Origin of the sequence: Pseudomonas sp. PS02290 (assembly GCF_029960075.1) — a bacterium.
Classification (GTDB): Bacteria; Pseudomonadota; Gammaproteobacteria; order Pseudomonadales; family Pseudomonadaceae; genus Aquipseudomonas.
The window spans coordinates 157,366-177,429 of sequence record NZ_JASCOY010000003.1 but is presented as its reverse complement, the minus strand read 5'-3'; the positions used below and the strand labels follow the sequence as shown (position 1 = coordinate 177,429).

Genomic DNA, 20,064 nt, shown 5'->3' with positions numbered 1-20,064 from the left:
CGAAGGATAAAAAATGAATCTGCCACCCCGTCAACAGCAGATCCTCGAGCTGGTCCGTGAGCGCGGCTACGTCAGCATCGAGGAAATGGCGCAGCTGTTCGTCGTGACCCCACAAACCATTCGCCGCGACATCAATCAGCTCGCGGAAATGAACCTCCTGCGTCGCTACCACGGTGGCGCGGCCTACGACTCCAGCATCGAAAACACTGCCTATGCCATGCGTGCCGACCAGATGCGTGATGAGAAGCAACGCATCGCCGAGGCCATCGCTGCGCAGATACCCGATCATGCGTCGCTGTTCATCAACATCGGCACCACCACCGAATCCATCGCCCGGGCGCTGCTCAACCACAACCACTTGAAGATCATCACCAACAACCTGCACGTGGCGTCGATTCTCAGCGGCAAGGATGACTTCGAAGTGCTGCTGGCAGGCGGCAATGTGCGCCGGGATGGCGGCGTGGTCGGTCAGGCGAGCGTGGATTTCATCACGCAGTTCAAGGTCGATTTCGCCCTTGTGGGCATCAGCGGGATCGACGAGGACGGCAGTCTGCTGGATTTCGATTATCAGGAAGTGCGCGTTTCCCAGGCGATCATCGCCAACGCGCGTCAGGTGATTCTGGCTGCTGACTCCAGCAAGTTCGGCCGTAACGCGATGGTTCGCCTGGGGCCGATCACGCTGATCGACTGCCTGGTGACTGACCAGACGCCTGTGCCCGCACTGGCGCAACTGCTGACGCAGAACAAGATTCGGCTGGAAGTGGTTTAACCCTCGATCCATGGGCGAGCGCGATTCCAGCGCTCGCTTCACTTCCGATGTTCACTTTTGTTCCTTTCCTCGCTCTCCCATCAGTATTTTCAATAAATACTGAGTGGCTGTGTTCGCCTTATTGCGCTACTATTTTCGGAAATGAACATAAATGTTCGAATTCGCCCTCCCCATAGCGCAGCATTCGAACGCGATCGAACACTCAGGAGGCCCCGATGGCCCAGTCCAGTTTGCCGACCCCACCCCTTTCCGAGGTCTACGACGTTGCCGTGATCGGTGGTGGCATCAATGGTGTCGGTATCGCGGCAGACGCATCGGGCCGGGGCCTCTCGGTCTTTCTCTGCGAGAAGGATGACCTCGCCAGCCATACGTCATCGGCCAGCAGCAAGCTGATCCACGGCGGCCTGCGCTACCTGGAACACTACGAATTCCGTCTGGTTCGCGAAGCGCTGGCTGAACGCGAGGTGCTGCTGGAAAAAGCGCCGCACATCGTCAAGCCGATGCGTTTCGTATTGCCTCACCGCCCACACCTGCGCCCTGCGTGGATGATCCGCGCCGGGCTGTTCCTGTATGACCACCTTGGCAAGCGCGAGAAGCTGGCAGCGTCAAAGACCATTCGCTTTGGCGCCAACAGCCCGCTGAACAGCTCGATCACCAAGGGTTTCGAGTACTCAGATTGCTGGGTTGACGATGCTCGTCTGGTGGTCCTCAACGCCATGGCCGCCCGTGAAAAAGGCGCGCACATTCATACCCAGACCCGCTGCCTGGGCGCCCGTCGCAGCGGCGGCGTGTGGCACATGAACATGGAACGTGCGGACGGCAGCCTGTTTTCCATTCGCGCCAAAGCGCTGGTCAACGCAGCCGGTCCATGGGTCGCCAAATTCATTCGTGAAGACCTCAAGCTCGAATCGCAGTACGGCATTCGCCTGATTCAGGGCAGCCACTTGATCGTGCCGAAGCTGTATGAAGGCGAAAACGCCTTCATCCTGCAGAACGAGGATCAGCGAATCGTGTTCGCCATTCCGTACCTGGAACGCTTCACCATTATCGGTACAACTGACCGCGAGTACTCCGGCGATCCGGGGAAAGTCGCGATCACCGAAGGTGAGACCGATTACCTGCTAAAAATCGTCAACGACCACTTCAAGAAGCAACTCAGCCGCGCTGACATTCTGAGCACGTGGTCAGGCGTGCGTCCGCTGTGCAATGACGAGTCGGACAACCCGTCAGCCATCACCCGCGACTACACCCTGTCGCTGTCGGGCAGTGCTCAAGAAGCGCCGATCCTCTCCGTGTTCGGCGGCAAGCTGACCACCTACCGCAAGCTGGCGGAATCGGCGATGCAGCAACTCGCGCCGTTCTTCCCGCAGATGAAGCCAAGCTGGACCGCGAAAGCCAGTCTGCCGGGCGGTGAAAGCATGACCACGCCTCAGGCACTGGCCGCCGAGCTGCAACAGCGTTGCACCTGGCTGCCGGCAGAGATCGCCAAGCGTTGGGCCATTACTTATGGGTCCCGCAGTTGGCGCATCGTGGAGGGCGTTCAGACACTGAGCGATATGGGCGAACACTTGGGCGGCGGTCTGTACAGCCGCGAGGTGGATTACCTGTGCAGCGAGGAATGGGCGACCAAGGCCGATGACATCCTGTGGCGCCGGACCAAGCTTGGTTTGTTCACCAATGCCCAGGAGCACGAGAACGTTCAGCGGTACCTGGACAATGTCGCAAGCAGCACCGGTTCGATTGACCGGCTTGACTGGTCGGTATCGGCACCAAAGATCCACGCGTAATTTGCCAGACCAAATTCCCGGCTAAAGCCGGTCCTACTGAAATGACGCGATTTTGTAGGACCGGCTTCAGCCGGGAAAGCGTCAGAAGTCACACGGCAAAACCATTGGCTACCTACTCTGAAACCCCTGCGATACCATTCGGATTCCCGAACACCCTCCCCCTCCCGATTCGGAATCCCGGACGGCCGAGTCCCTGTGCACACATCCCTTCTGCGTAAATATCCCTAACTTTCATGCGCTTAGCCCCAGTCACATCTCTGGCATGACTCATGCTCTACACTCTTGCACGATTGCTTCGATGTAGCGTGTCGCCTGACTGGGCCGCCGTTGAAGCGCTCTGAAACGATAGGGCCGTCCAACACCGGCCCAATAAAAAAAACAATGTCGAGGTAAACCAGATGCGCATCGTTCCCCACATCCTGGGCGCAGCCATTGCTGCCGCTTTGATCACCACCCCTGTTTTCGCCGCCGAACTGACGGGCACTCTGAAGAAAATCAAAGAGTCCGGCACTATCACCCTCGGTCACCGCGACTCCTCCATTCCTTTTTCCTACATCGCTGACGCTTCCGGCGTGCCAGTGGGCTACTCCGCTGACATCCAGCTGAAGATCGTCGAAGCGATCAAGAAAGACCTGGACATGCCTGATCTGAAGGTCAAGTACAACCTGGTCACTTCCCAGACCCGTATCCCGCTGGTGCAGAACGGTACCGTCGACGTTGAATGTGGCTCGACCACCAACAACGCCGAGCGCGCCCAGCAAGTCGACTTCTCCGTCGGCATTTTCGAAATCGGCACCCGTCTGCTGAGCAAGGCTGACTCGTCCTACAAAGACTTCGACGACCTCAAAGGCAAGAACGTCGTGACCACGGCCGGCACCACGTCCGAGCGCATCCTCAAGGCGATGAACGCCGACAAGCAGATGGGCATGAATGTCATCTCTGCCAAAGACCACGGCGAGTCGTTCCAGATGCTGGAATCGGGCCGCGCCGTTGCTTTCATGATGGACGACGCCCTGCTCGCAGGCGAAATGGCCAAGGCCAAGAAGCCGACCGACTGGGCCGTCACCGGCACCCCTCAGTCCTACGAAATCTACGGCTGCATGGTTCGCAAGGAAGACCCTGCGTTCAAGAAAGCCGTCGACGACGCTATCGTTGCGACCTACAAATCGGGCGAGATCAACAAGATCTACGACAAGTGGTTCACCCAGCCGATTCCGCCAAAAGGCCTGAACTTGATGTTCCCGATGAGCGAACAGCTCAAAGCGCTGATCGCCAACCCGAACGACAAGCCGGCGCCGGACAAGAAGGCCTGAGTCCTTCGCTCCGCCATTCTGACAACGTGAAAAGCCTGACTTCCGGAGACGCCCTGCGTCTTCGGAAGCCGCTACCTGGCGTGTGCGTGCATAACGATCGATAAGGGGGAGACCCTGATGAATTACAACTGGGACTGGGGCGTGTTCTTCAAGTCCACGGGCGTCGGCAGCGAGACCTACCTGGACTGGTACATCACCGGGCTGGGCTGGACCATCGCCATTGCCGTTGCTGCCTGGATCATTGCGTTACTCCTGGGCTCGGTGCTCGGGGTGATGCGTACGGTGCCAAACCGCATCGTTTCTTCCATCGCCGCGATTTACGTGGAAATTTTCCGTAACGTGCCACTGCTGGTGCAGCTGTTCATCTGGTACTTCCTTTTGCCGGATCTGCTGCCTGAGAATCTGCAGGAGTGGTACAAGCAAGACCTCAATCCGACCACCTCGGCGTTCCTGAGCGTTGTCGTGTGCCTGGGCCTGTTCACCGCCGCACGTGTCTGCGAACAGGTGCGCACCGGTATTCAGGCGTTGCCGGTGGGGCAGGAATCCGCCGCCCGCGCCATGGGTTTCAAGCTGCCGCAAATCTACTGGAACGTGCTGCTGCCCCAGGCGTACCGGATCATCATTCCGCCGCTTACCTCCGAATTCCTCAACGTGTTCAAGAACTCGTCCGTGGCGTCGCTGATCGGCCTGATGGAATTGCTCGCGCAGACCAAACAGACCGCCGAGTTTTCCGCGAACCTGTTCGAAGCCTTCACCCTGGCGACGCTGATCTACTTCACGCTGAACATGAGCCTGATGCTGCTCATGCGTCTGGTCGAGAAGAAAGTCGCGGTGCCGGGCCTGATCTCCGTGGGAGGTAAATAATGGACTTCTCTGGAGTGATTCCTGCGATTCCGGGCATGTGGAACGGCATGCTCATGACCTTGCAGTTGATGGCCATGGGCATCGTGGGCGGCATCATCATCGGCACGATTCTGGCGCTGATGCGGTTGTCGTCGAACAAGCTGGCGTCACGTGTTGCCGGCGCCTACGTCAACTATTTCCGTTCGATTCCGCTGCTGCTGGTCATCACCTGGTTCTACCTGGCGGTGCCGTTCGTGCTGCGCTGGATCACCGGCGAAGACACGCCGATCGGCGCGTTCACCTCCTGCGTCGTGGCCTTCATGATGTTCGAGGCGGCCTACTTCTGTGAAATCGTGCGGGCCGGCGTTCAGTCGATTTCCCGTGGCCAGATGGGCGCCGCTCAAGCATTGGGCATGACCTACGGCCAGATGATGCGCCTGATCATCCTGCCCCAGGCGTTCCGCAAGATGACCCCGCTGCTGTTGCAGCAGAGCATCATCCTGTTTCAGGACACCTCCCTGGTCTACACGGTCGGTCTGGTCGACTTCCTCAACTCGGCACGCTCCAGCGGCGACATCATCGGGCGCTCCAACGAGTTCCTGATTGTCGCCGGTCTGGTGTACTTCACGATCAGCTTCGCCGCGTCGCGCCTGGTCAAGTTCATGCAAAAAAGGTTAGCCGTATGATTTCCATCAAAAATATCAACAAGTGGTATGGGGACTTCCAGGTGCTGACCGATTGCAGCACTGAGGTCAAAAAAGGCGAAGTGATTGTGGTCTGCGGCCCGTCGGGCTCGGGCAAGTCCACGCTGATCAAGTGTGTCAACGCGCTGGAGCCGTTTCAGAAAGGCGATATCGTGGTCGATGGCACGTCGATCGCTGACCCGAAAACCAATCTGCCGAAACTGCGCTCGCGCGTCGGCATGGTGTTCCAGCATTTCGAGCTGTTTCCGCACCTGACCATCACCGAAAACCTGACCATCGCGCAGATCAAGGTGCTGGGCCGCAGCAAGGAAGAAGCCACGAAAAAAGGCCTGCAACTGCTCGAGCGTGTCGGCCTGTCTGCCCATGCCCACAAGCATCCGGGGCAACTGTCGGGCGGCCAGCAACAGCGTGTGGCGATTGCCCGCGCGCTGGCGATGGACCCGGTGGTGATGCTGTTCGACGAACCGACCTCCGCGCTCGACCCGGAAATGGTCAACGAAGTGCTCGACGTAATGGTGCAACTGGCCCACGAAGGCATGACCATGATGTGCGTGACCCACGAAATGGGCTTCGCCCGCAAAGTGGCGGATCGGGTGATCTTCATGGACAAGGGTCAGATCGTCGAAGACTGCGAGAAGGAAGAGTTCTTCGGCGACGTCAACGCGCGTTCGGAGCGGGCTCAGCAGTTCCTCAACAAAATCCTGCAGCACTAAAAGCATTAGCCCTTCGAGGGCGTAAAAACCACCGGCCGCTCGTTCATGAATGATGAAACGAGCGGCTGGTCGGTCCAGGACGACTGTGATGAAATGCGACCCCCCTCTCTACCGCGCCGCGCCGCCATCACTCGCCGTGAAACCCCGACTGATCCGCCATCTGTTCGTGCCGCCGCTGATCATCCTGCTGATGATTGCGCTGGGTTACGTCACATATCTGTACAGCGAGAAGAACGCCATCAAGGCGTTGGGTGAAAACGGTCAGCGTCAGTTGGAGCTGCACGCGCGCACCGTCGAGAGCGAGATCAACAAGTACAACTACCTGCCCAGCGTGCTGGAGCTGGAATCCAATGTTTCCGACCTGCTCAACAATCCGTCTGCGGAGTTGCGCGCCAAGGTCAACGATTACCTCGAAGGCCTGAACCGGCGCAGCCGCAGTCGGGCCATCTATGTGCTGGACACCACCGGCCGGGTGCTGGCGACCAGCAACTGGCGCGATGCCGACAGCTACCTCGGTGAGGACCTGTCTTTCCGCGCCTATTATCAGGACGCGATTCGCGGTCTGCCGGGCCGCTTCTACGGCATCGGCAGCACCACCGGGGAACCGGGTTACTACCTGGCCCACGGGCTGGAAGAGAAAGGCAAGATTATCGGCGTCGCGGTGATCAAGGTCCGGCTCGAAGCCCTGGAAGAACGCTGGCAGCGCGCGCGCCTGGAAGCGTTTGTCAGCGACGAGAACGGCATCATCATTCTCTCCAGTGACCCGGCCCGACGGCTGAAATCAGTCCGCCCGCTGACCGCCGAGATCAAGGAGCGGCTGGCGCGCAGCCTGCAGTATTACTGGTGGCCGCTCAACGAGCTGGTGCCGCTGGAACGTGAATCGATTGCCGACGGGGTCGAGAAGCTGACCTTTCCTGCAAACACCAGCGTCGATCACGAGCACACGGTGGTGAGTTATCTGGCGCAGACCCGCGAACTGGCTGACACGCCCTGGCACCTGACCCTGCTGACGCCGCTGGAAGACTTGCGCCGGGAAGCCGCCAATCAGGGAATGCTGGTCGCCGTCGCCTGCGCGCTGGTGGCGTTTCTGCTGATTGCCTGGAACGAGCGCCGCAAGGTGATTTCTACCCGCCTCGCCGCCCGTGAAGCGCTGGAACAGGCGAACAACGAGCTGGAACGGCGCATCACCGACCGCACCGCCGACCTTCGCGCGAGCAACGAACGCCTGAAGGGCCAGATTCGTGAACGTCGCCAGGCCGAGGAAACCCTGCGCCAGGCCCAGGACGAATTGATCCAGGCCGGCAAACTCGCCGCCATCGGCCAGATGTCCACCAGCATCGCCCATGAACTGAATCAGCCACTGGCCGCGCTGCGCACGTTGTCGGGCAACACCGTTCGGTTTCTCGAACGGGGCGCGCTGGACACGGCGAGTGCGAACTTGCACACCATTAACGATCTGGTGGATCGCATGGGCCGCATCACGGCCAGCCTGCGTGCCTTCGCCCGGCGCGGAGAAGACAAAGGTCAGGCGTCGCTGACCAAGGCAGTCGAAGCTGCACTGCAGTTGCTGGCGGCGCGCCTGGACAATGCGTCATTGGAGCTGCATCAGCAGATCGACGATGTCGAACTGGCGATTGATCAGACCCGGCTTGAGCAGATTCTGGTCAACCTGATCGGCAACGCACTGGACGCCATGCAGGCGCAGCCGTTGCCGATTCTGTGGCTGGAAGGTGACGTGTTCGAGGGCCGCTATCGGCTGCGGGTGCGGGACAACGGCCACGGCATCGACGCCGAAGCGCGCAAGCATTTGTTCGAACCCTTCTTTACCACCAAGCCCGGCGAACAGGGACTGGGGTTGGGCCTGACGCTGTCAGCCAGCCTCGCCGCTGCGGCAGGCGGCACGCTCAACGCTGAAGACCCGGCCGAGGGCGGCACGATGTTCGTGCTGGTGTTGCCTCTGGTTGATCCCGGGGCGGCGGGTGTATGAGAGATCAACGCATTGCCGGACATTTTCGGAGCCTGTTTGCTCGGGAAAGCAGTGAGGCAGTCACCCTGTCCAAAAACCTGACACACCGCTTCGCGGGCACGCACTGGAATACACCATGAACACTGATCTGACGGTCCTCATCGTCGAAGACGACCCGCATGTCCTGCTTGGCTGCCAACAGGCGCTGGCGCTGGAAGACATTCACAGCCAGGGCGTAGGCAGCGCGGAAGAAGCGCTGGCGTTGGTCAGTGAGAACTTCGCCGGCATCGTCATCAGTGACATTCGCCTGCCGGGCATGGACGGGCTTGAGCTGCTCAAGCGCCTGAAAGAACGCGACCGGACCCTGCCTGTGGTGCTGATTACCGGCCACGGCGACGTGTCGATGGCCGTCGGCGCGATGCGCGATGGCGCCTACGATTTCATGGAAAAGCCCTTCTCCCCCGAGCGCCTGGTCGACGCCGCCCGCCGCGCCCTGGAGCAGCGCGGGCTGGCCCGGGAGGTCTGGTCGCTGCGCCGCCAACTGGCCGAGCGCAACTCCCTGGAAGGCAAGATCATTGGCCGCTCCCAGGCGATGCAGACCCTGCGCGCGCTGATCGCCAACGTCGCGGACACCTCGGCCAATGTGCTGATCGAAGGCGAAACCGGCACCGGGAAAGAACTCGTCGCCCGTTGCCTGCATGACTTCAGCCGCCGCCATGACCATCAGTTCGTAGCACTTAACTGCGGCGGCCTGCCAGAAAGCCTGTTCGAGAGCGAGATCTTCGGTCACGAGGCCAACGCGTTCACCGGCGCCGGCAAACGCCGCATCGGCAAGATCGAACACGCGCACAACGGCACGCTGTTTCTCGATGAAGTGGAAAGCATGCCCATCAACTTGCAGATCAAACTGCTGCGGGTATTGCAGGAGCGCACCCTGGAGCGACTGGGGTCGAACCAGAGCGTAGCGGTGGATTGCCGGGTGATTGCGGCGACCAAGTCGGAGCTGAACGCGCTGAGCAAAGCGGGCCAGTTTCGCAGCGACCTGTATTACCGGCTGAACGTGGTGACCCTCGAACTGCCGCCCTTGCGCGAGCGGCGCGAAGACATCCTGCAGTTGTTCGAACATTTTCTGCAGCAGTCGTCGCTGCGCTTTGACCGTGAAGCGCCGCAGCTGGATGCACAGACCCGCTCGGCCCTGCTGGCCCACGACTGGCCGGGCAACGTGCGCGAGCTGCGCAACGTCGCCGAGCGCTACGCATTGGGCCTGCCGGCGTTCAAGACCGCCGGTGCGGAAGTCGCCACCCAGAGCCTTGATTTCGCCGAAGCGGTGGAAGCGTTTGAGAAGAACCTGCTGGGCGAGGCGTTGCAGCGCAGCGGCGGGAATCTCAGTCAGGCCAGCCAGGAACTGGGCATGGCCAAGACCACGTTGTTCGACAAGGTGAAGAAATACGGGTTGGGGTGACTGCGTGGGCTCACCCCCAACTGCTGTCATCTAACGTGCCGACACTTCCGATCTTCCTGCCGATGCACGAACCGTGGGAGCGAGCTTGCTCGCGAAGGGGACGGGACATCCACCCCCTATGCAGCGGTTGTAATGGCCTCTTCGTGAGCAAGCTCACTCCCACAGAGTCCGCGTATATTCACCCATTCTTCAGTGGCTGAAATACCGTCTTCGTGAGCAAGCTCACTCCCACAAGGACCGCGTTATCTGCCCCACAAAGCGGCACATGGACGACCGGGTTTTAAAAGTCAGTGCGGCCCACTAGCGCATCCACCTCTGCCGCCGTCGGCGCAGTCGCCGGGCCCCAGCGGGTGACGGCAATGGCCGCAGCTGCATTGGCGCGCAGTGCCGCTTGCGACGCTGAAAGCCCTGATGCCAGCCCGGCCAGCAACACCCCCGCATGGGCATCACCGGCGCCGTTGGTATCGATGGCCGTCACCGGAAACCCCCGAACGTGTCGGACCTCGGAACCCTGACGGATCCAGCAGCCGTTCGGCCCGTCGCGCACAACAATCAGCGCGTCAGTGCGCAGCCAGTGCGCCAGCCTGTCGAGGGCTCCATCGATAGTCCCGCACCCGGTGAAGCGCAGCGCCTCTTCGGCATTGCTCGTCCACAGCGTGATCAATGGCAACACCGCCGGCATGCCGGACGCTTCCGGCGAATCGATCAGCGGCCCCGGATCGAACACCACGCCCGCCCCTGCCGGCAACTGCGCGAGCCAATCCAGCAGCGTCGACACCTTGCCTTCGTGCAGCAAGCTGTAGCCACTGACGAACACGAAATCCTCAGCCTGCACATCGACGCCGCGCAGATCCTCAGCCGACAAACCGCCCTCGGCACCAACGTAGGAAATGAACGAACGCTCGGCCGAAGGCTCGATGAGCGCTACCGACAGGCCCGTGTCCTGAGCCGTGGACGCCGCCGCCGCGATGTCGATGCCTTCCGCCGCCATGGCCTGCCGCGCCAGATCGCCGAAACGCCCCGCGCCGTGGCGACCGAGGTACACCGTCGGCATACCGCTGCGCCGTGCCGCGGCCATCACGTTGAATCCGCCGCCGGTTTCGAAAGCCGCCGAACGGGCGAGCACATCGCCGCCGGAACGTGGCAAAGCGTCAAGGGCCATGACCAGATCGACCACGACCTGGCCCGTGTAGAGCAATCTAGCGGGCATGAACAACCTCTTTTGCAACGACACGACGGTCACGGGCACCGCCGAGCAAGGCATACAGACCACCCGCCACCAGGAAGGTGACGATCCAGCCCAGCCCGTTATGGCCAAACCATGAGTCCGACAGCAAGCCCTTGAATATCACGTTCTGCGGCGTGGTGGCGACGGTGGTGAAACTGTAACCGAGCACGATGGCCAGGGCCCACGCACCCAGCGCACGCCACTCGATGCCGCCGCGATACCAATAGGCGCTGCGCGGCGAAACGTCCATCAAGTCAGCCGGTGAGTAGTAGTGGCGATGCATCAGGTCGACGACGAAGATCCCGACCCACGCGGTGATCGGCACGGCGAGCATCGAAATGAAGGTGATGAAGGGGCCGTAAAAACTGTCGGCGATCAACATGAAGTAAATCGAGCCGGCGAAGATGGCCACGATGTCGACAATCACTGCGTGTACGCGCTTGATCTTCAGGCCCAGGGTCAGCGTGGTCAGCCCTGCCGAGTACACCGACAGGTTATTCGAGAGCAGCAGCCCGCCGAACGCCGTGATCAGGTACGGCACGGCCATCCAGGTCGGCAGCAGCTCGCGGATCGCGATGATCGGATCGGTGGCCGACGCCAAGTGGTCGTTGCCTACCGACAGCAGCCCGCCCAGGGTGATCAGCAACACCAGCGGGATGCCGGCGCCGAAAGCCGCCGAGGCCACCAGCCGCGTCGCCTTGACGCTGCGATGCTGGTAGCGCGACATATCAGCGCCTGCGTTGGCCCAGCCGATGCCCGTGCCTGCCGCCATGGTGCCGATCCCGATGATCATCGCGCTCACCGGTGCAGGCGCAGCGTTGAACACAGCGGCCCAGTCGATGTGCGCGATCAGGAAGCCGCCGACGATGATGTTCAACGCGCCAAAGATGTACGTCGCCCATTTCTGGATGACCAGCAAAGTGGCATGGCCGAGGCCGGAAACGGTCAGCGTCATCAGCACGAAAATGGCGATGAACACCAGGGTCAGGCCCGGCGCACTCTTGGCCTCCACCGGTGTGGCGAAGAGGATCGAACACAGCGACAGCAGTACGAAAGCGGCGGTCGTGGTGTTCACGGTTTCCCAGCCCAGACGCGACATCAGCGAAACGATGGTCGGACCGATATTCCCGCGCACGCCAAAGATGGCCCGCGATAGCGTAAGACTCGGCGCCCTGCCCCGGCGGCCGGCAATGGAAATGACCCCGACCACCGCAAACGAGCCGCCCGCGCCGAGGATCGCCACGATGATCGCCTGCCCGATCGACAGCCCGCGAAAGGCCACGAGCGTCGCCCCCAGCGGCAGACCGAGGATGCTGATATTGGCCGCGAACCACACCCAGAAAAGCTGCAACGGGTGGCCGTTGCATTCGTTTTCCGGAACCGGTTCGATGCCGCGTGTTTCAAGCTGACCTGCGCCTTGAGCGGCGTTGGATGACGTCATGTGAATGCTCCTGTGCCATTTGTTCTGGTTGTGGGCAGTGCGCAAAGCAAACGACATCCGTGTCAGCGTGGGCTTTTGCAGGCTGCAAAAACCCTGGCTCGCCGCTGCATAAAGCCGCGAGGTAGGTCTTATTCGTTAAACGGGCTGGCGTTGGTCGGATCAGACCCCGCGCAGGGACAGCAACTGCTCGACAACCGGATACAGGTCGAGTCCGTTGACGGTCTGGATCTGTTTGATCAGCGGCTCAGGCCAGGCGCCCATGCCGGCGCAGGCACCGAGCATGGCCCCGAGAATGGCGGCGATGGTGTCGGTGTCGCCGCCCAGGCTGGCGGCCATGCACAGCGCATCGAATGCCGACACCTGCCCGCGAGCCACGTGATGCGCGAGGGCGAAGGCCGCGACCACCGATTCCTGGGAGGCGACCGATGTGCCGATCACGTCATAAATCAGATCGGGCAGCTGTTCGTTGCTGCACCCGGCACACAGGTCTCTGGCCCACTGGATGCGCGCGGCAATGCGGCCCCCGGCGATCCAGTAGCCGAAGCCCTCGGCCTCTCGGGCGATGCGCGCGCCGACCTCCAGGGCTTCGCCGAGGCTGGCACCGCTGATGCCCGCCGAGACCACCGCGGCCACCGCCGCTGCGCTGGAGATGCCGAGAGTGGTGTTGTGGGTGACCTGGCAGGCCTGTTTGACCGCCTCGATGAAGCGCGCTTCTTCGCGCACATCAAAGGCAATGCCCACCGGCGTGATGCGCATGGCGGCGCCGTTGGTGGTGCCGAAACGCCCGGCCTCCTCAGGGCTGTGCCCGGCCAGAATCATCTCGATGGCGCGCTTGGTCGACGGGCCCAGCAGGTCTTGCGACCCTTTGGCCTGCATCACCGCCTCCCAGTCAATCAGGTGTTGCGCCAGGTCCGAAGGCTCGATGCGCCCTTCTCCGGCAACCAGCAATTCGGCGACCAGGACCGCCTGCTCGGTGTCGTCGGTGATCGACCCGGCGGGCATGTTCGGCGCAATCGGCTGATCGGCACCGGCGGCCTGCAAGGTTGTGATGCGGTCGAATCGCTGCCTGATCTGCTCGCGACTGAGGGACTGCGTTGGCATGCCCAGCGCATCGCCCAGTGCCAGTCCGTAGAAAGCGCCGAGGCCTCGGTCGCGGGTGTCGATCAGTGCGGTCATGTAGACGATCCAAAAGCCAGATGCAGACGAAAATGCACGGGGTCCAGAAGACTTTCCACGTGCTCCATGAAACGTTCGCGGCGATCGAACGTGGTGCGCGTCGCCTTGAGAAACACCGAGCCCGGCTGCCGCAACATCAGTGCCGCGTCATCGTTGCTCAGGGGCTCGGCGCCGATCCACTGATCGCCCCGATCACCGACATAGCCGTGGGCGGCCAGCGTGACTGTCAGCGAATCTTCGATCAGCCCGTCGCGGGGCAGATTTTCCAGGCCGTCGCAGGCCGGAATCAGCACACGCTCCAGGGAAACCACGCTGCCATCCCCGGCAGTTCGACGGCGATCCAGCGCGATGAACTCGGCTGTGCCAAACCGGCCCGCCAGATCAGGCCGCTGCACCGCCACCAGACGCAGAATCTCGGTGCTGACCTTGGCGCCGGTGTCGGCCAGGGCCTGTGCCCACCCGGCACGCTGATCCAGCGAGATGCCGTCATAGGTCACGATCGAACCGACGCCGGTTTGCGTGGCGATGTAGTTGCGTCGCTTGAGCTCGGACAGCGCTTCCCGGAGCGTGCCACGGCTGACGTTGAATTCCTGCGCGAGCAAGTTCTCACCGGGCAACAATTCGCCCGACCCCATCTGGCCGCTCTCGATGCGTCGCGCCAGCTCATCCACCACGCGTTTTTTCTTGTCGAATCGAACCTGTCTAATCATGTACAAATTGATATCCGAAAGTGGCTGGGAGGAGCAAGTGTTTTTTGAAATGCAATGGTCGATGAGTAACAGCAGATGACGGTCAGCAGCGCGCGTGTTGATAAGTGTCCAAAGCCTGAGAGCCCGGAATACCCACAGGCGCGCTGCCCGTCATGGTCGACTACCCGCTTTAGTCGACCGGGTTAACCACGCTCGATTCTTCGCCCACGATCTGACGAATGGCGCTGACGAACACGTCGACAGGCTGCCCACCGGAAACGGCGTACTGGTCGTTGAAGACGATTGTCGGCACCGAGCTCACGCCCCGCGACACCCACAATTGTTCCAGTTCGCGAACTTCGCTGGCGTACTGGTCGCTGCCCAGCAAGGCCTCGGCGCGCACTCGATCCAGGCCCACTTTCTGCGCGACATCCGCCAGCACCTGATGGCTGGATACGTTGGCATGCTGGCTGAAATAGGCGGTGAACAGCGCTTCTTTCAGCGCGTGTTGCTTGCCTTCCAGCTCGGCCCAATGAAGCAGTCGATGGGCGTCGAAGGTGTTGAATATGCGTCGCTCGCCCTGCTTGAAGACAAACCCGAGTTCTGCGCCGCGCTCGCGAATGTTTTCGGCATTGGCCTGGAATTGCTCGCGGGTCGAGCCGTACTTTTCGGCTATGTGCTCGAAGATGTCCTGGCCTTCCGGCGGCATCTGCGGGTTGAGTTCGAAGGGCTGGAAGTGAATGTCGGCTTGAACTTCATCGCCCAGATGCTCGAGCGCCTGGTCCAGCGCGCGCAGGCCGACGATGCACCAAGGGCAGGACACGTCGGAGATGAAGTCGATTTTCAGCGGAATGCTCATGGCAGCCTCGTGCAAGAGAGGAAAAGCTGCACGATACGCCGATCACGACGGCGCTCACACCCTACACCGGCGCGCTTGTTCTCAAGCAGCGGATCAAGCCCGCCGCTGCATCAGAGCTGGGCGACGTGGGAAGCGTCCTCGCGATGCTCGCGTAAATACGGCAACACCGCCGCCAGCAACGGGGCTTTGAAGGCTTCCTGAAAACGGTGGGCCAAGCCGGGAATGAGCTTCAGTTGACTGCCCTGAATGTGCGCCGCTACATGAATGCCATGCATCACTGGCAACAGCGGATCCGCCGTGCCGTGCACGACAAGCGTCGGCACCCGCAGACGATTCAACAGCTCCACGCGGCTGGGTTCAGCGAGGATCGCCAGAATCTGCCGTTTCACGCCTTCAGGATTGAACGCCCGGTCGTAGGAAACCGCCGCCTGATGCAGCAGCATCTGTCGATCATCCTTGACCTCCGGGCTGCCCAACGCAGCCAGCAAATCAGCCTGCTGCTCGAGTGCGGTCTGCCGGTCCGGCGCGCCACGACGGGCGAGCAGTTGCAACAACGCCGGGCTGGGCATCGGCAGGCCGGGCGCGCCGGAGCTGGTCATGATCAGCGTCAGACTTTCCACGCGCTTGGGCGCCATGTCGGCCAGATGCTGCGCAATCATGCCGCCCATGCTCGCCCCCAGCACATGGAATTGCTGAACATGCAGCGCATCCATCAGGCCTAGCGCATCCTGAGCCATGTCGGTCAGGGAATACGGCGCCGACACCGGCAGGCCGATCTTGTAGCGCAGCACTTCATAGGTGAGGTTGGCGCTTGAGGGAGCCTGGACCCAGGTCGACAATCCGACATCCCGGTTGTCGTAGCGAATGACCCGGAAGCCCTGCTGACACAGGGCGACGACCACCTCATCCGGCCAGTGGATCAACTGCCCGCCAAGCCCCATGACCAGCAGCAGCGCCGGATCGGAATCACGGCCGATGCTTTGATACGCCAGGTGCACGTCATCGAGCTCGGCCACTTGCGTGGGAACGTCAACATCGCATCGAGAGGCCGCAAAAGACGGCAGGCTGCACAAGAGCGCAGCCAGAAAAAGTAAAACCCGCATGGAAAAACACCGACACACAGAACCCCAGTAGGCCGCGAGTCTGATGAAGTTTGCTCAAGCGCGCTGCCACAGTTGCGTGACAGTTTGATGAAGAGGGCTGAGCGGTAGCAAAACGGTCATCTGGGCCTGCATTCACGCGGCCGCTGTTGCCGGGGTGCTGATCGAATCCGAGACCCAGAGGTTGTCGGCGAAGCGCAACTGAGCTTCCTTCACAACTTCCAGCGCGGCTTCAGCGTTGGCGCTGGCCGCGTCCAGTTCACCCACAACGCCCAATGACAGCACTTTGTAGGTCGGCAGGCGGTCCAGCACCAAGGGCATTTGTTCAGGCGCACTGAGCACATCGACATGCAGCCCTTGCACGGGCAGGCACACCGCGAGGCCAAGGTTACTGCCCAGCCCAAGACCGCCACACGAAACCGCGAGCAGCTTTTTAAGCGGTGAGTATTGCAGGGCGTGGTAGGCGCGCTCGAAGGCGTTCTTCCAGTCCTGCGGCAAGTCCAGGGTCAGGATCGGCTCATCGATCTGCACCCACTCGACGCCCTTGCCCGCCAGCCGACCGAGGATCTCGCCATACACCGGCAGCAGACGATCCAGCAGGTCGAGCTTGTCGAAGCCCTCACCCTCCGCCTGCCCCAGCCAGAGGTACGTCAACGGCCCAATGATTTCCGGCCGGATCGTTTGGCCCTGCGCGCGGGCTTCATCGACCTCATCGAACAGCGGCGCCCAGTTCAGGTTAAAGCGTTGGTCCGGGGTGAACGTCGGCACTGAATCCACCTCAACGCCGTCACCCAGCGTCTCGAGGATGTGCTTGAAGCCCCTGGCCACGCCGATGTGAGGAAAATTAGAGTTGTTGACCTGGCCCATGCTGACTGCTTCCTTCAAAAGATGGCGCCATTGTCGACACTTCCCCATACATGAGACAAACTCATTAAATTCGTGTTGATCACAAAATTTACTCATGGAGCGCCATCGGTGCTGGAAATTCGCCACCTGAAAACCCTGCATGCATTACGCGAAGCAGACAGCCTTGTTGACGCGGCTGACCGATTGCATCTGACCCAATCGGCGCTGTCTCACCAGTTCAAGGAGCTGGAAGAGCGCATGGGCATGCCGCTGTTCGTGCGCAAGACCAAACCGGTGCGGTTCACCAGCGCGGGCTTGCGCCTGCTGCAACTGGCTGACTCGGTGCTGCCGCAACTGCGCCATGCCGAGCGCGATATCTCGCGGCTCGCCGGCGGTGTCGCCGGGCGCCTGCACATGGCCATCGAATGCCACAGTTGCTTTCAGTGGCTGATGCCGACGATCGATCAGTTCCGCGATGCCTGGCCGGAGGTAGAGCTTGATCTGGCGTCGGGTTTCGCTTTCGCGCCCCTGCCCGCCCTGGCCCGTGGCGATCTGGATCTGGTAGTGACCTCGGACCCGTTGGAACTGGCAGGCATTACCTATGTGCCGCTGTTCACCTACGAGGCCATGCTCGCAGTCGCCAACCAGCATCCGCTGGCAGCCAGGCCTTATGTGGTGCCGGAAGACCTGATCAATGAAATCCTGATCACCTACCCCGTCGAGCGCGACCGCCTGGACATCTTCACGCGTTTCCTTGAACCAGCCGACATCGAACCGGCGCAGGTGCGCACGTCCGAACTGACGGTGATGATGATGCAACTGGTCGCCAGCGGACGCGGCGTCTGTGGGATGCCGCACTGGGCGCTGCATGAATACAGCTCACGCGGCTACGTGAAGGGCAAGCGGCTGGGGGAAAAAGGATTGTTCGCCACGCTGTACGCGGCGATTCGCGCAGACATGCTGGACGCGCCCTACATGCGTGACTTCCTGCTGACGGCGAAGGACACGTCGTTTTCGACACTGGATGGAGTGAGCGCGGTTCGTTAATCCGCCCCGCTGCTTACCCCATGCAATGCGGTCCCTGCAAATCAGGCGTTTTGCAGGCTTCGGTACAGCGGCAGTATCGAATCCCGGGTCAGCGGCGCCAGATGCAACTGGTCGATATTCCCGCCGTCGACCCAGATTGCTTCCTCGATCTCGGCCGCCGGATTGACCGGGTCCTCAACCTGAACGCCATAGAGCTGGCAGTTCACTTCGAAGCCCGGTTCGTTCGCCGCTAACGCCGAAAACTCGCCCAGAAACCGCGCGTGTTCAGGCGCGATGACCAGCCCCAATTCCTCGTTCAGCTCACGGGCCAGCGCATCGAGCGCCGACTCACCGGCGTCGATCTTGCCGCCCGGCTGCATGAACGCTTCGGTCCCGCGTTTGCGCACCAGCAATGTTTTGCCATCGGCACGGGTCAGCAGCGCGGCGGCGATACGGAGCGTTTTCACCGTCACAGCACCACCTCGGTCTTCAGCGCGCGGGTTTCTTCGGCGCGTTCCAGCGCCAACGTGATCAACCGGTCGATCAGCTCGGCGTAGCTCAATCCGCTGGCCTGCCAGAGTTTCGGGTACATGCTGATGGAGGTGAAACCGGGGAGCGTGTTGACCTCGTTGATGATGATTTCCCGTGCCTCGGTGACAAAGAAATCCACCCGCGCCAGGCCGGCGCAGCCCAGCACGCGATAGGCCTGCAGCGCCACTTCACGCACGGCTTCACTCATGTCTTCGGGCATCTGCGCGGGGATCGCGATGCGCGCCTGACCGTCGTTCAGGTACTTGGTGTCGTAGGCATAAAACTCGTCATTGGCGACGACTTCACCGCACACGCTGACCTTCGGTTCGTGGTTGCCCAGCACGGCGCATTCCACTTCACGACCGACAATGCCCTGCTCGATCAGCACCTTGTTGTCGTAGTCAAAAGCCAGTTTCAGCGCAGCGGCATAACCGGCTTCGTCGACGACTTTGCTCACGCCGACCGACGATCCCTGACACGCCGGCTTGACGAAAAGCGGCAGCCCCAGTTGTGCCGAGACGCTGACAAAATCCACCGTCTCGCCACGGTGAAGGACCACAAACGGCGCAACCGAAATACCCGCATCGCGCAGCAGCCGTTTGGTCACGTCCTTGTCCATGCAGGCCGCGGAGCTCAGCACATCCGGACCCACGAACGGAATGTCCAGCAGGCGCAACATGCCCTGCAGGCAGCCGTCTTCCCCGAAACTGCCGTGGATCAACGGGAACACCACGTCGATGCGCGGCACCTCTGCGCCGGTCTGCACTTCCACGAACTGCGGCCCGCTGGCGCCTGGCATCAGCGAAAGAAGGCGGCCGGATTCACTGAGTTTGATGTGCGCAGGATCGGTGGGGTTCTGCAGGTAATCCTGCTCGTCGAAGCGCAGCCAATGGCCCTGCTTGTCGACGCCGATAAGGGTGATGGAGAAGTTGTTGCGATCAATCGCGTTGATCACGTTGCGCGCCGACTGCAACGACACTTCATGCTCGGAGGATTGCCCACCGAAAACGATGGCGACTGACTTTTTCAAAGGGGGATGCTCCTGAATTTCAGGCCGCAGAGCTAAAAGCAATTTGGCCCGATAGTCCAGTGCCAAGGTGGCCTGCAAGACGGAATACAGTGAAAAAACAGCAAAAAAATCCCGCGCCCGGGTGATCGACTGGCGATGCCCGGAGCGCGGGAAGTGCTGCTGTCATTCCTCTTTCTTGGCGCCGGAGCCAAAGGTGGCGAAGCGCTTGTTGAAGCCGGCGATACGGCCTTCGGTGGTGGTCTTGCGCTGTTGGCCGGTGTACATGGGATGCGACGCGCTGGACACGTCGAGGGCAACGTAAGGGTAGGAGTTGCCATCGGTGTGCGTGTGCGTGCGGTCGGTGTCAACCGTGGAGCCGATCAGAAAAAACACATCGGCAGCGGTGTCGTGGAACAGCACTTGGCGGTAGTCGGGATGGATGTCGGCTTTCATCGTCTTTCTCCAGAATGTAAGCAATCATGTAATACGTTATACAGTATCAATTCAGCAAAGTTCAATCGGAAACGATTTTGTAACCGTTACAACTTTCGGCTTTTCCGGCGCCTCCCCTGCCGCTAACGTTCGCGCCCTGACGACCCAGC

At 61.3% G+C, this 20,064-nt stretch carries 18 protein-coding genes and 1 pseudogene; 9 read left to right on the top strand and 10 right to left on the bottom strand.

Annotated features, from left to right (window positions below; all coding sequences use genetic code 11):
- Positions 1-13: 13 nt before the first annotated feature.
- The 8 genes from QMX88_RS03265 to QMX88_RS03230 all read left to right on the top strand — a co-directional run bounded on the left by QMX88_RS03265 (position 14) and on the right by QMX88_RS03230 (position 9,557).
- Positions 14-769 (top strand): DeoR/GlpR family transcriptional regulator, encoded by a 756-nt coding sequence (locus QMX88_RS03265; protein WP_074888955.1) that lies wholly within the window; start codon positions 14-16, stop codon positions 767-769.
- Between the two features lie 215 nt (positions 770-984).
- Positions 985-2,556 (top strand): glycerol-3-phosphate dehydrogenase, encoded by a 1,572-nt coding sequence (gene glpD / locus QMX88_RS03260; RefSeq protein WP_282366258.1) that lies wholly within the window; start codon positions 985-987, stop codon positions 2,554-2,556.
- Positions 2,557-2,954: 398 nt separating this feature from the next.
- A complete protein-coding gene (locus tag QMX88_RS03255; protein WP_122622341.1) occupies positions 2,955-3,869 on the top strand; it encodes a glutamate/aspartate ABC transporter substrate-binding protein in 915 nt (304 codons plus the stop codon).
- 117 nt (positions 3,870-3,986) lie between these two features.
- Complete coding sequence (locus QMX88_RS03250) at positions 3,987-4,733, top strand: amino acid ABC transporter permease (protein WP_282366248.1); 747 nt, start codon at positions 3,987-3,989, stop codon at positions 4,731-4,733.
- The gene (locus tag QMX88_RS03245; RefSeq protein WP_172612954.1) at positions 4,730-5,398 is read left to right on the top strand and encodes an amino acid ABC transporter permease; all 669 of its coding nucleotides are present in this window, start codon (positions 4,730-4,732) and stop codon (positions 5,396-5,398) included. Before QMX88_RS03250 ends, QMX88_RS03245 begins: the two co-directional genes overlap by 4 nt.
- Positions 5,395-6,129, top strand: coding sequence for an amino acid ABC transporter ATP-binding protein (locus QMX88_RS03240; RefSeq protein WP_037012313.1), 735 nt, complete (start codon positions 5,395-5,397; stop codon positions 6,127-6,129). The genes QMX88_RS03245 and QMX88_RS03240 overlap by 4 nt, the downstream gene beginning before the upstream one ends.
- 88 nt (positions 6,130-6,217) lie before the next feature.
- A complete protein-coding gene (locus QMX88_RS03235; RefSeq protein ID WP_282366239.1) occupies positions 6,218-8,116 on the top strand; it encodes a sensor histidine kinase in 1,899 nt (632 codons plus the stop codon).
- A gap of 115 nt (positions 8,117-8,231) precedes the next feature.
- Positions 8,232-9,557 carry a sigma-54-dependent transcriptional regulator gene (locus QMX88_RS03230; protein WP_192171598.1) on the top strand — a complete coding sequence of 442 codons (1,326 nt, stop codon included), beginning with the start codon at positions 8,232-8,234 and terminating at the stop codon, positions 9,555-9,557.
- 280 nt (positions 9,558-9,837) lie between these two features.
- Here the strand turns inward: QMX88_RS03230 and QMX88_RS03225 are convergent, their stop codons facing one another.
- From QMX88_RS03225 to QMX88_RS03195, 7 genes and pseudogenes are all read right to left on the bottom strand, one after another.
- Positions 9,838-10,767: a PfkB family carbohydrate kinase gene (locus tag QMX88_RS03225; protein WP_282366236.1), complete on the bottom strand. Its 930-nt coding sequence runs from the start codon at positions 10,765-10,767 to the stop codon at positions 9,838-9,840.
- Positions 10,757-12,226, bottom strand: a complete 1,470-nt coding sequence (locus QMX88_RS03220; protein WP_282366234.1) for a purine-cytosine permease family protein — start codon at positions 12,224-12,226, stop codon at positions 10,757-10,759. The genes QMX88_RS03225 and QMX88_RS03220 overlap by 11 nt, the downstream gene beginning before the upstream one ends.
- Positions 12,227-12,385: 159 nt before the next feature.
- The gene (locus QMX88_RS03215; protein WP_282366232.1) at positions 12,386-13,402 is read right to left on the bottom strand and encodes an ADP-ribosylglycohydrolase family protein; all 1,017 of its coding nucleotides are present in this window, start codon (positions 13,400-13,402) and stop codon (positions 12,386-12,388) included.
- The gene (locus QMX88_RS03210; protein WP_192171602.1) at positions 13,399-14,112 is read right to left on the bottom strand and encodes a GntR family transcriptional regulator; all 714 of its coding nucleotides are present in this window, start codon (positions 14,110-14,112) and stop codon (positions 13,399-13,401) included. Before QMX88_RS03210 ends, QMX88_RS03215 begins: the two co-directional genes overlap by 4 nt.
- 169 nt (positions 14,113-14,281) lie before the next feature.
- Complete coding sequence (locus QMX88_RS03205; protein WP_192171603.1) at positions 14,282-14,950, bottom strand: DsbA family oxidoreductase; 669 nt, start codon at positions 14,948-14,950, stop codon at positions 14,282-14,284.
- Between the two features lie 110 nt (positions 14,951-15,060).
- Positions 15,061-16,053 (bottom strand): alpha/beta fold hydrolase, encoded by a 993-nt coding sequence (locus tag QMX88_RS03200; protein WP_282366226.1) that lies wholly within the window; start codon positions 16,051-16,053, stop codon positions 15,061-15,063.
- A gap of 156 nt (positions 16,054-16,209) precedes the next feature.
- Positions 16,210-16,818 (bottom strand): annotated as a pseudogene (locus QMX88_RS03195) (5-methyltetrahydropteroyltriglutamate--homocysteine S-methyltransferase); the annotation flags it as partial.
- A gap of 207 nt (positions 16,819-17,025) precedes the next feature.
- Here QMX88_RS03195 and metR point away from each other — a divergent pair.
- A complete protein-coding gene (metR, locus tag QMX88_RS03190; RefSeq protein WP_282366225.1) occupies positions 17,026-17,943 on the top strand; it encodes a transcriptional regulator MetR in 918 nt (305 codons plus the stop codon).
- A gap of 41 nt (positions 17,944-17,984) precedes the next feature.
- Here the strand turns inward: metR and QMX88_RS03185 are convergent, their stop codons facing one another.
- From QMX88_RS03185 to QMX88_RS03175, 3 genes are all read right to left on the bottom strand, one after another.
- Positions 17,985-18,389 carry an NUDIX hydrolase gene (locus tag QMX88_RS03185; protein ID WP_282366224.1) on the bottom strand — a complete coding sequence of 135 codons (405 nt, stop codon included), beginning with the start codon at positions 18,387-18,389 and terminating at the stop codon, positions 17,985-17,987.
- Between the two features lie 2 nt (positions 18,390-18,391).
- Positions 18,392-19,483 (bottom strand): D-alanine--D-alanine ligase, encoded by a 1,092-nt coding sequence (gene ddlA / locus QMX88_RS03180; RefSeq protein ID WP_192171607.1) that lies wholly within the window; start codon positions 19,481-19,483, stop codon positions 18,392-18,394.
- Between the two features lie 162 nt (positions 19,484-19,645).
- Positions 19,646-19,915 carry a type B 50S ribosomal protein L31 gene (locus tag QMX88_RS03175; RefSeq protein WP_122536087.1) on the bottom strand — a complete coding sequence of 90 codons (270 nt, stop codon included), beginning with the start codon at positions 19,913-19,915 and terminating at the stop codon, positions 19,646-19,648.
- Between the last annotated feature and the right edge of the window lie 149 nt (positions 19,916-20,064).

What these genes read in the sequence shown, in the direction of transcription:
- QMX88_RS03225 (WP_282366236.1), bottom strand. Translation starts at nt 10,767, where the DNA reads ATGCCCGCTAGATTGCTCTACACGGGCCAGGTCGTGGTCGATCTGGTC.
- QMX88_RS03240 (WP_037012313.1), top strand. Translation starts at nt 5,395, where the DNA reads ATGATTTCCATCAAAAATATCAACAAGTGGTATGGGGACTTCCAGGTG.
- QMX88_RS03235 (WP_282366239.1), top strand. Translation starts at nt 6,218, where the DNA reads ATGAAATGCGACCCCCCTCTCTACCGCGCCGCGCCGCCATCACTCGCC.
- QMX88_RS03230 (WP_192171598.1), top strand. Translation starts at nt 8,232, where the DNA reads ATGAACACTGATCTGACGGTCCTCATCGTCGAAGACGACCCGCATGTC.
- QMX88_RS03220 (WP_282366234.1), bottom strand. Translation starts at nt 12,226, where the DNA reads ATGACGTCATCCAACGCCGCTCAAGGCGCAGGTCAGCTTGAAACACGC.
- QMX88_RS03175 (WP_122536087.1), bottom strand. Translation starts at nt 19,915, where the DNA reads ATGAAAGCCGACATCCATCCCGACTACCGCCAAGTGCTGTTCCACGAC.
- QMX88_RS03265 (WP_074888955.1), top strand. Translation starts at nt 14, where the DNA reads ATGAATCTGCCACCCCGTCAACAGCAGATCCTCGAGCTGGTCCGTGAG.
- QMX88_RS03255 (WP_122622341.1), top strand. Translation starts at nt 2,955, where the DNA reads ATGCGCATCGTTCCCCACATCCTGGGCGCAGCCATTGCTGCCGCTTTG.
- QMX88_RS03215 (WP_282366232.1), bottom strand. Translation starts at nt 13,402, where the DNA reads ATGACCGCACTGATCGACACCCGCGACCGAGGCCTCGGCGCTTTCTAC.
- glpD (WP_282366258.1), top strand. Translation starts at nt 985, where the DNA reads ATGGCCCAGTCCAGTTTGCCGACCCCACCCCTTTCCGAGGTCTACGAC.
- QMX88_RS03200 (WP_282366226.1), bottom strand. Translation starts at nt 16,053, where the DNA reads ATGCGGGTTTTACTTTTTCTGGCTGCGCTCTTGTGCAGCCTGCCGTCT.
- QMX88_RS03250 (WP_282366248.1), top strand. Translation starts at nt 3,987, where the DNA reads ATGAATTACAACTGGGACTGGGGCGTGTTCTTCAAGTCCACGGGCGTC.
- QMX88_RS03205 (WP_192171603.1), bottom strand. Translation starts at nt 14,950, where the DNA reads ATGAGCATTCCGCTGAAAATCGACTTCATCTCCGACGTGTCCTGCCCT.
- QMX88_RS03210 (WP_192171602.1), bottom strand. Translation starts at nt 14,112, where the DNA reads ATGATTAGACAGGTTCGATTCGACAAGAAAAAACGCGTGGTGGATGAG.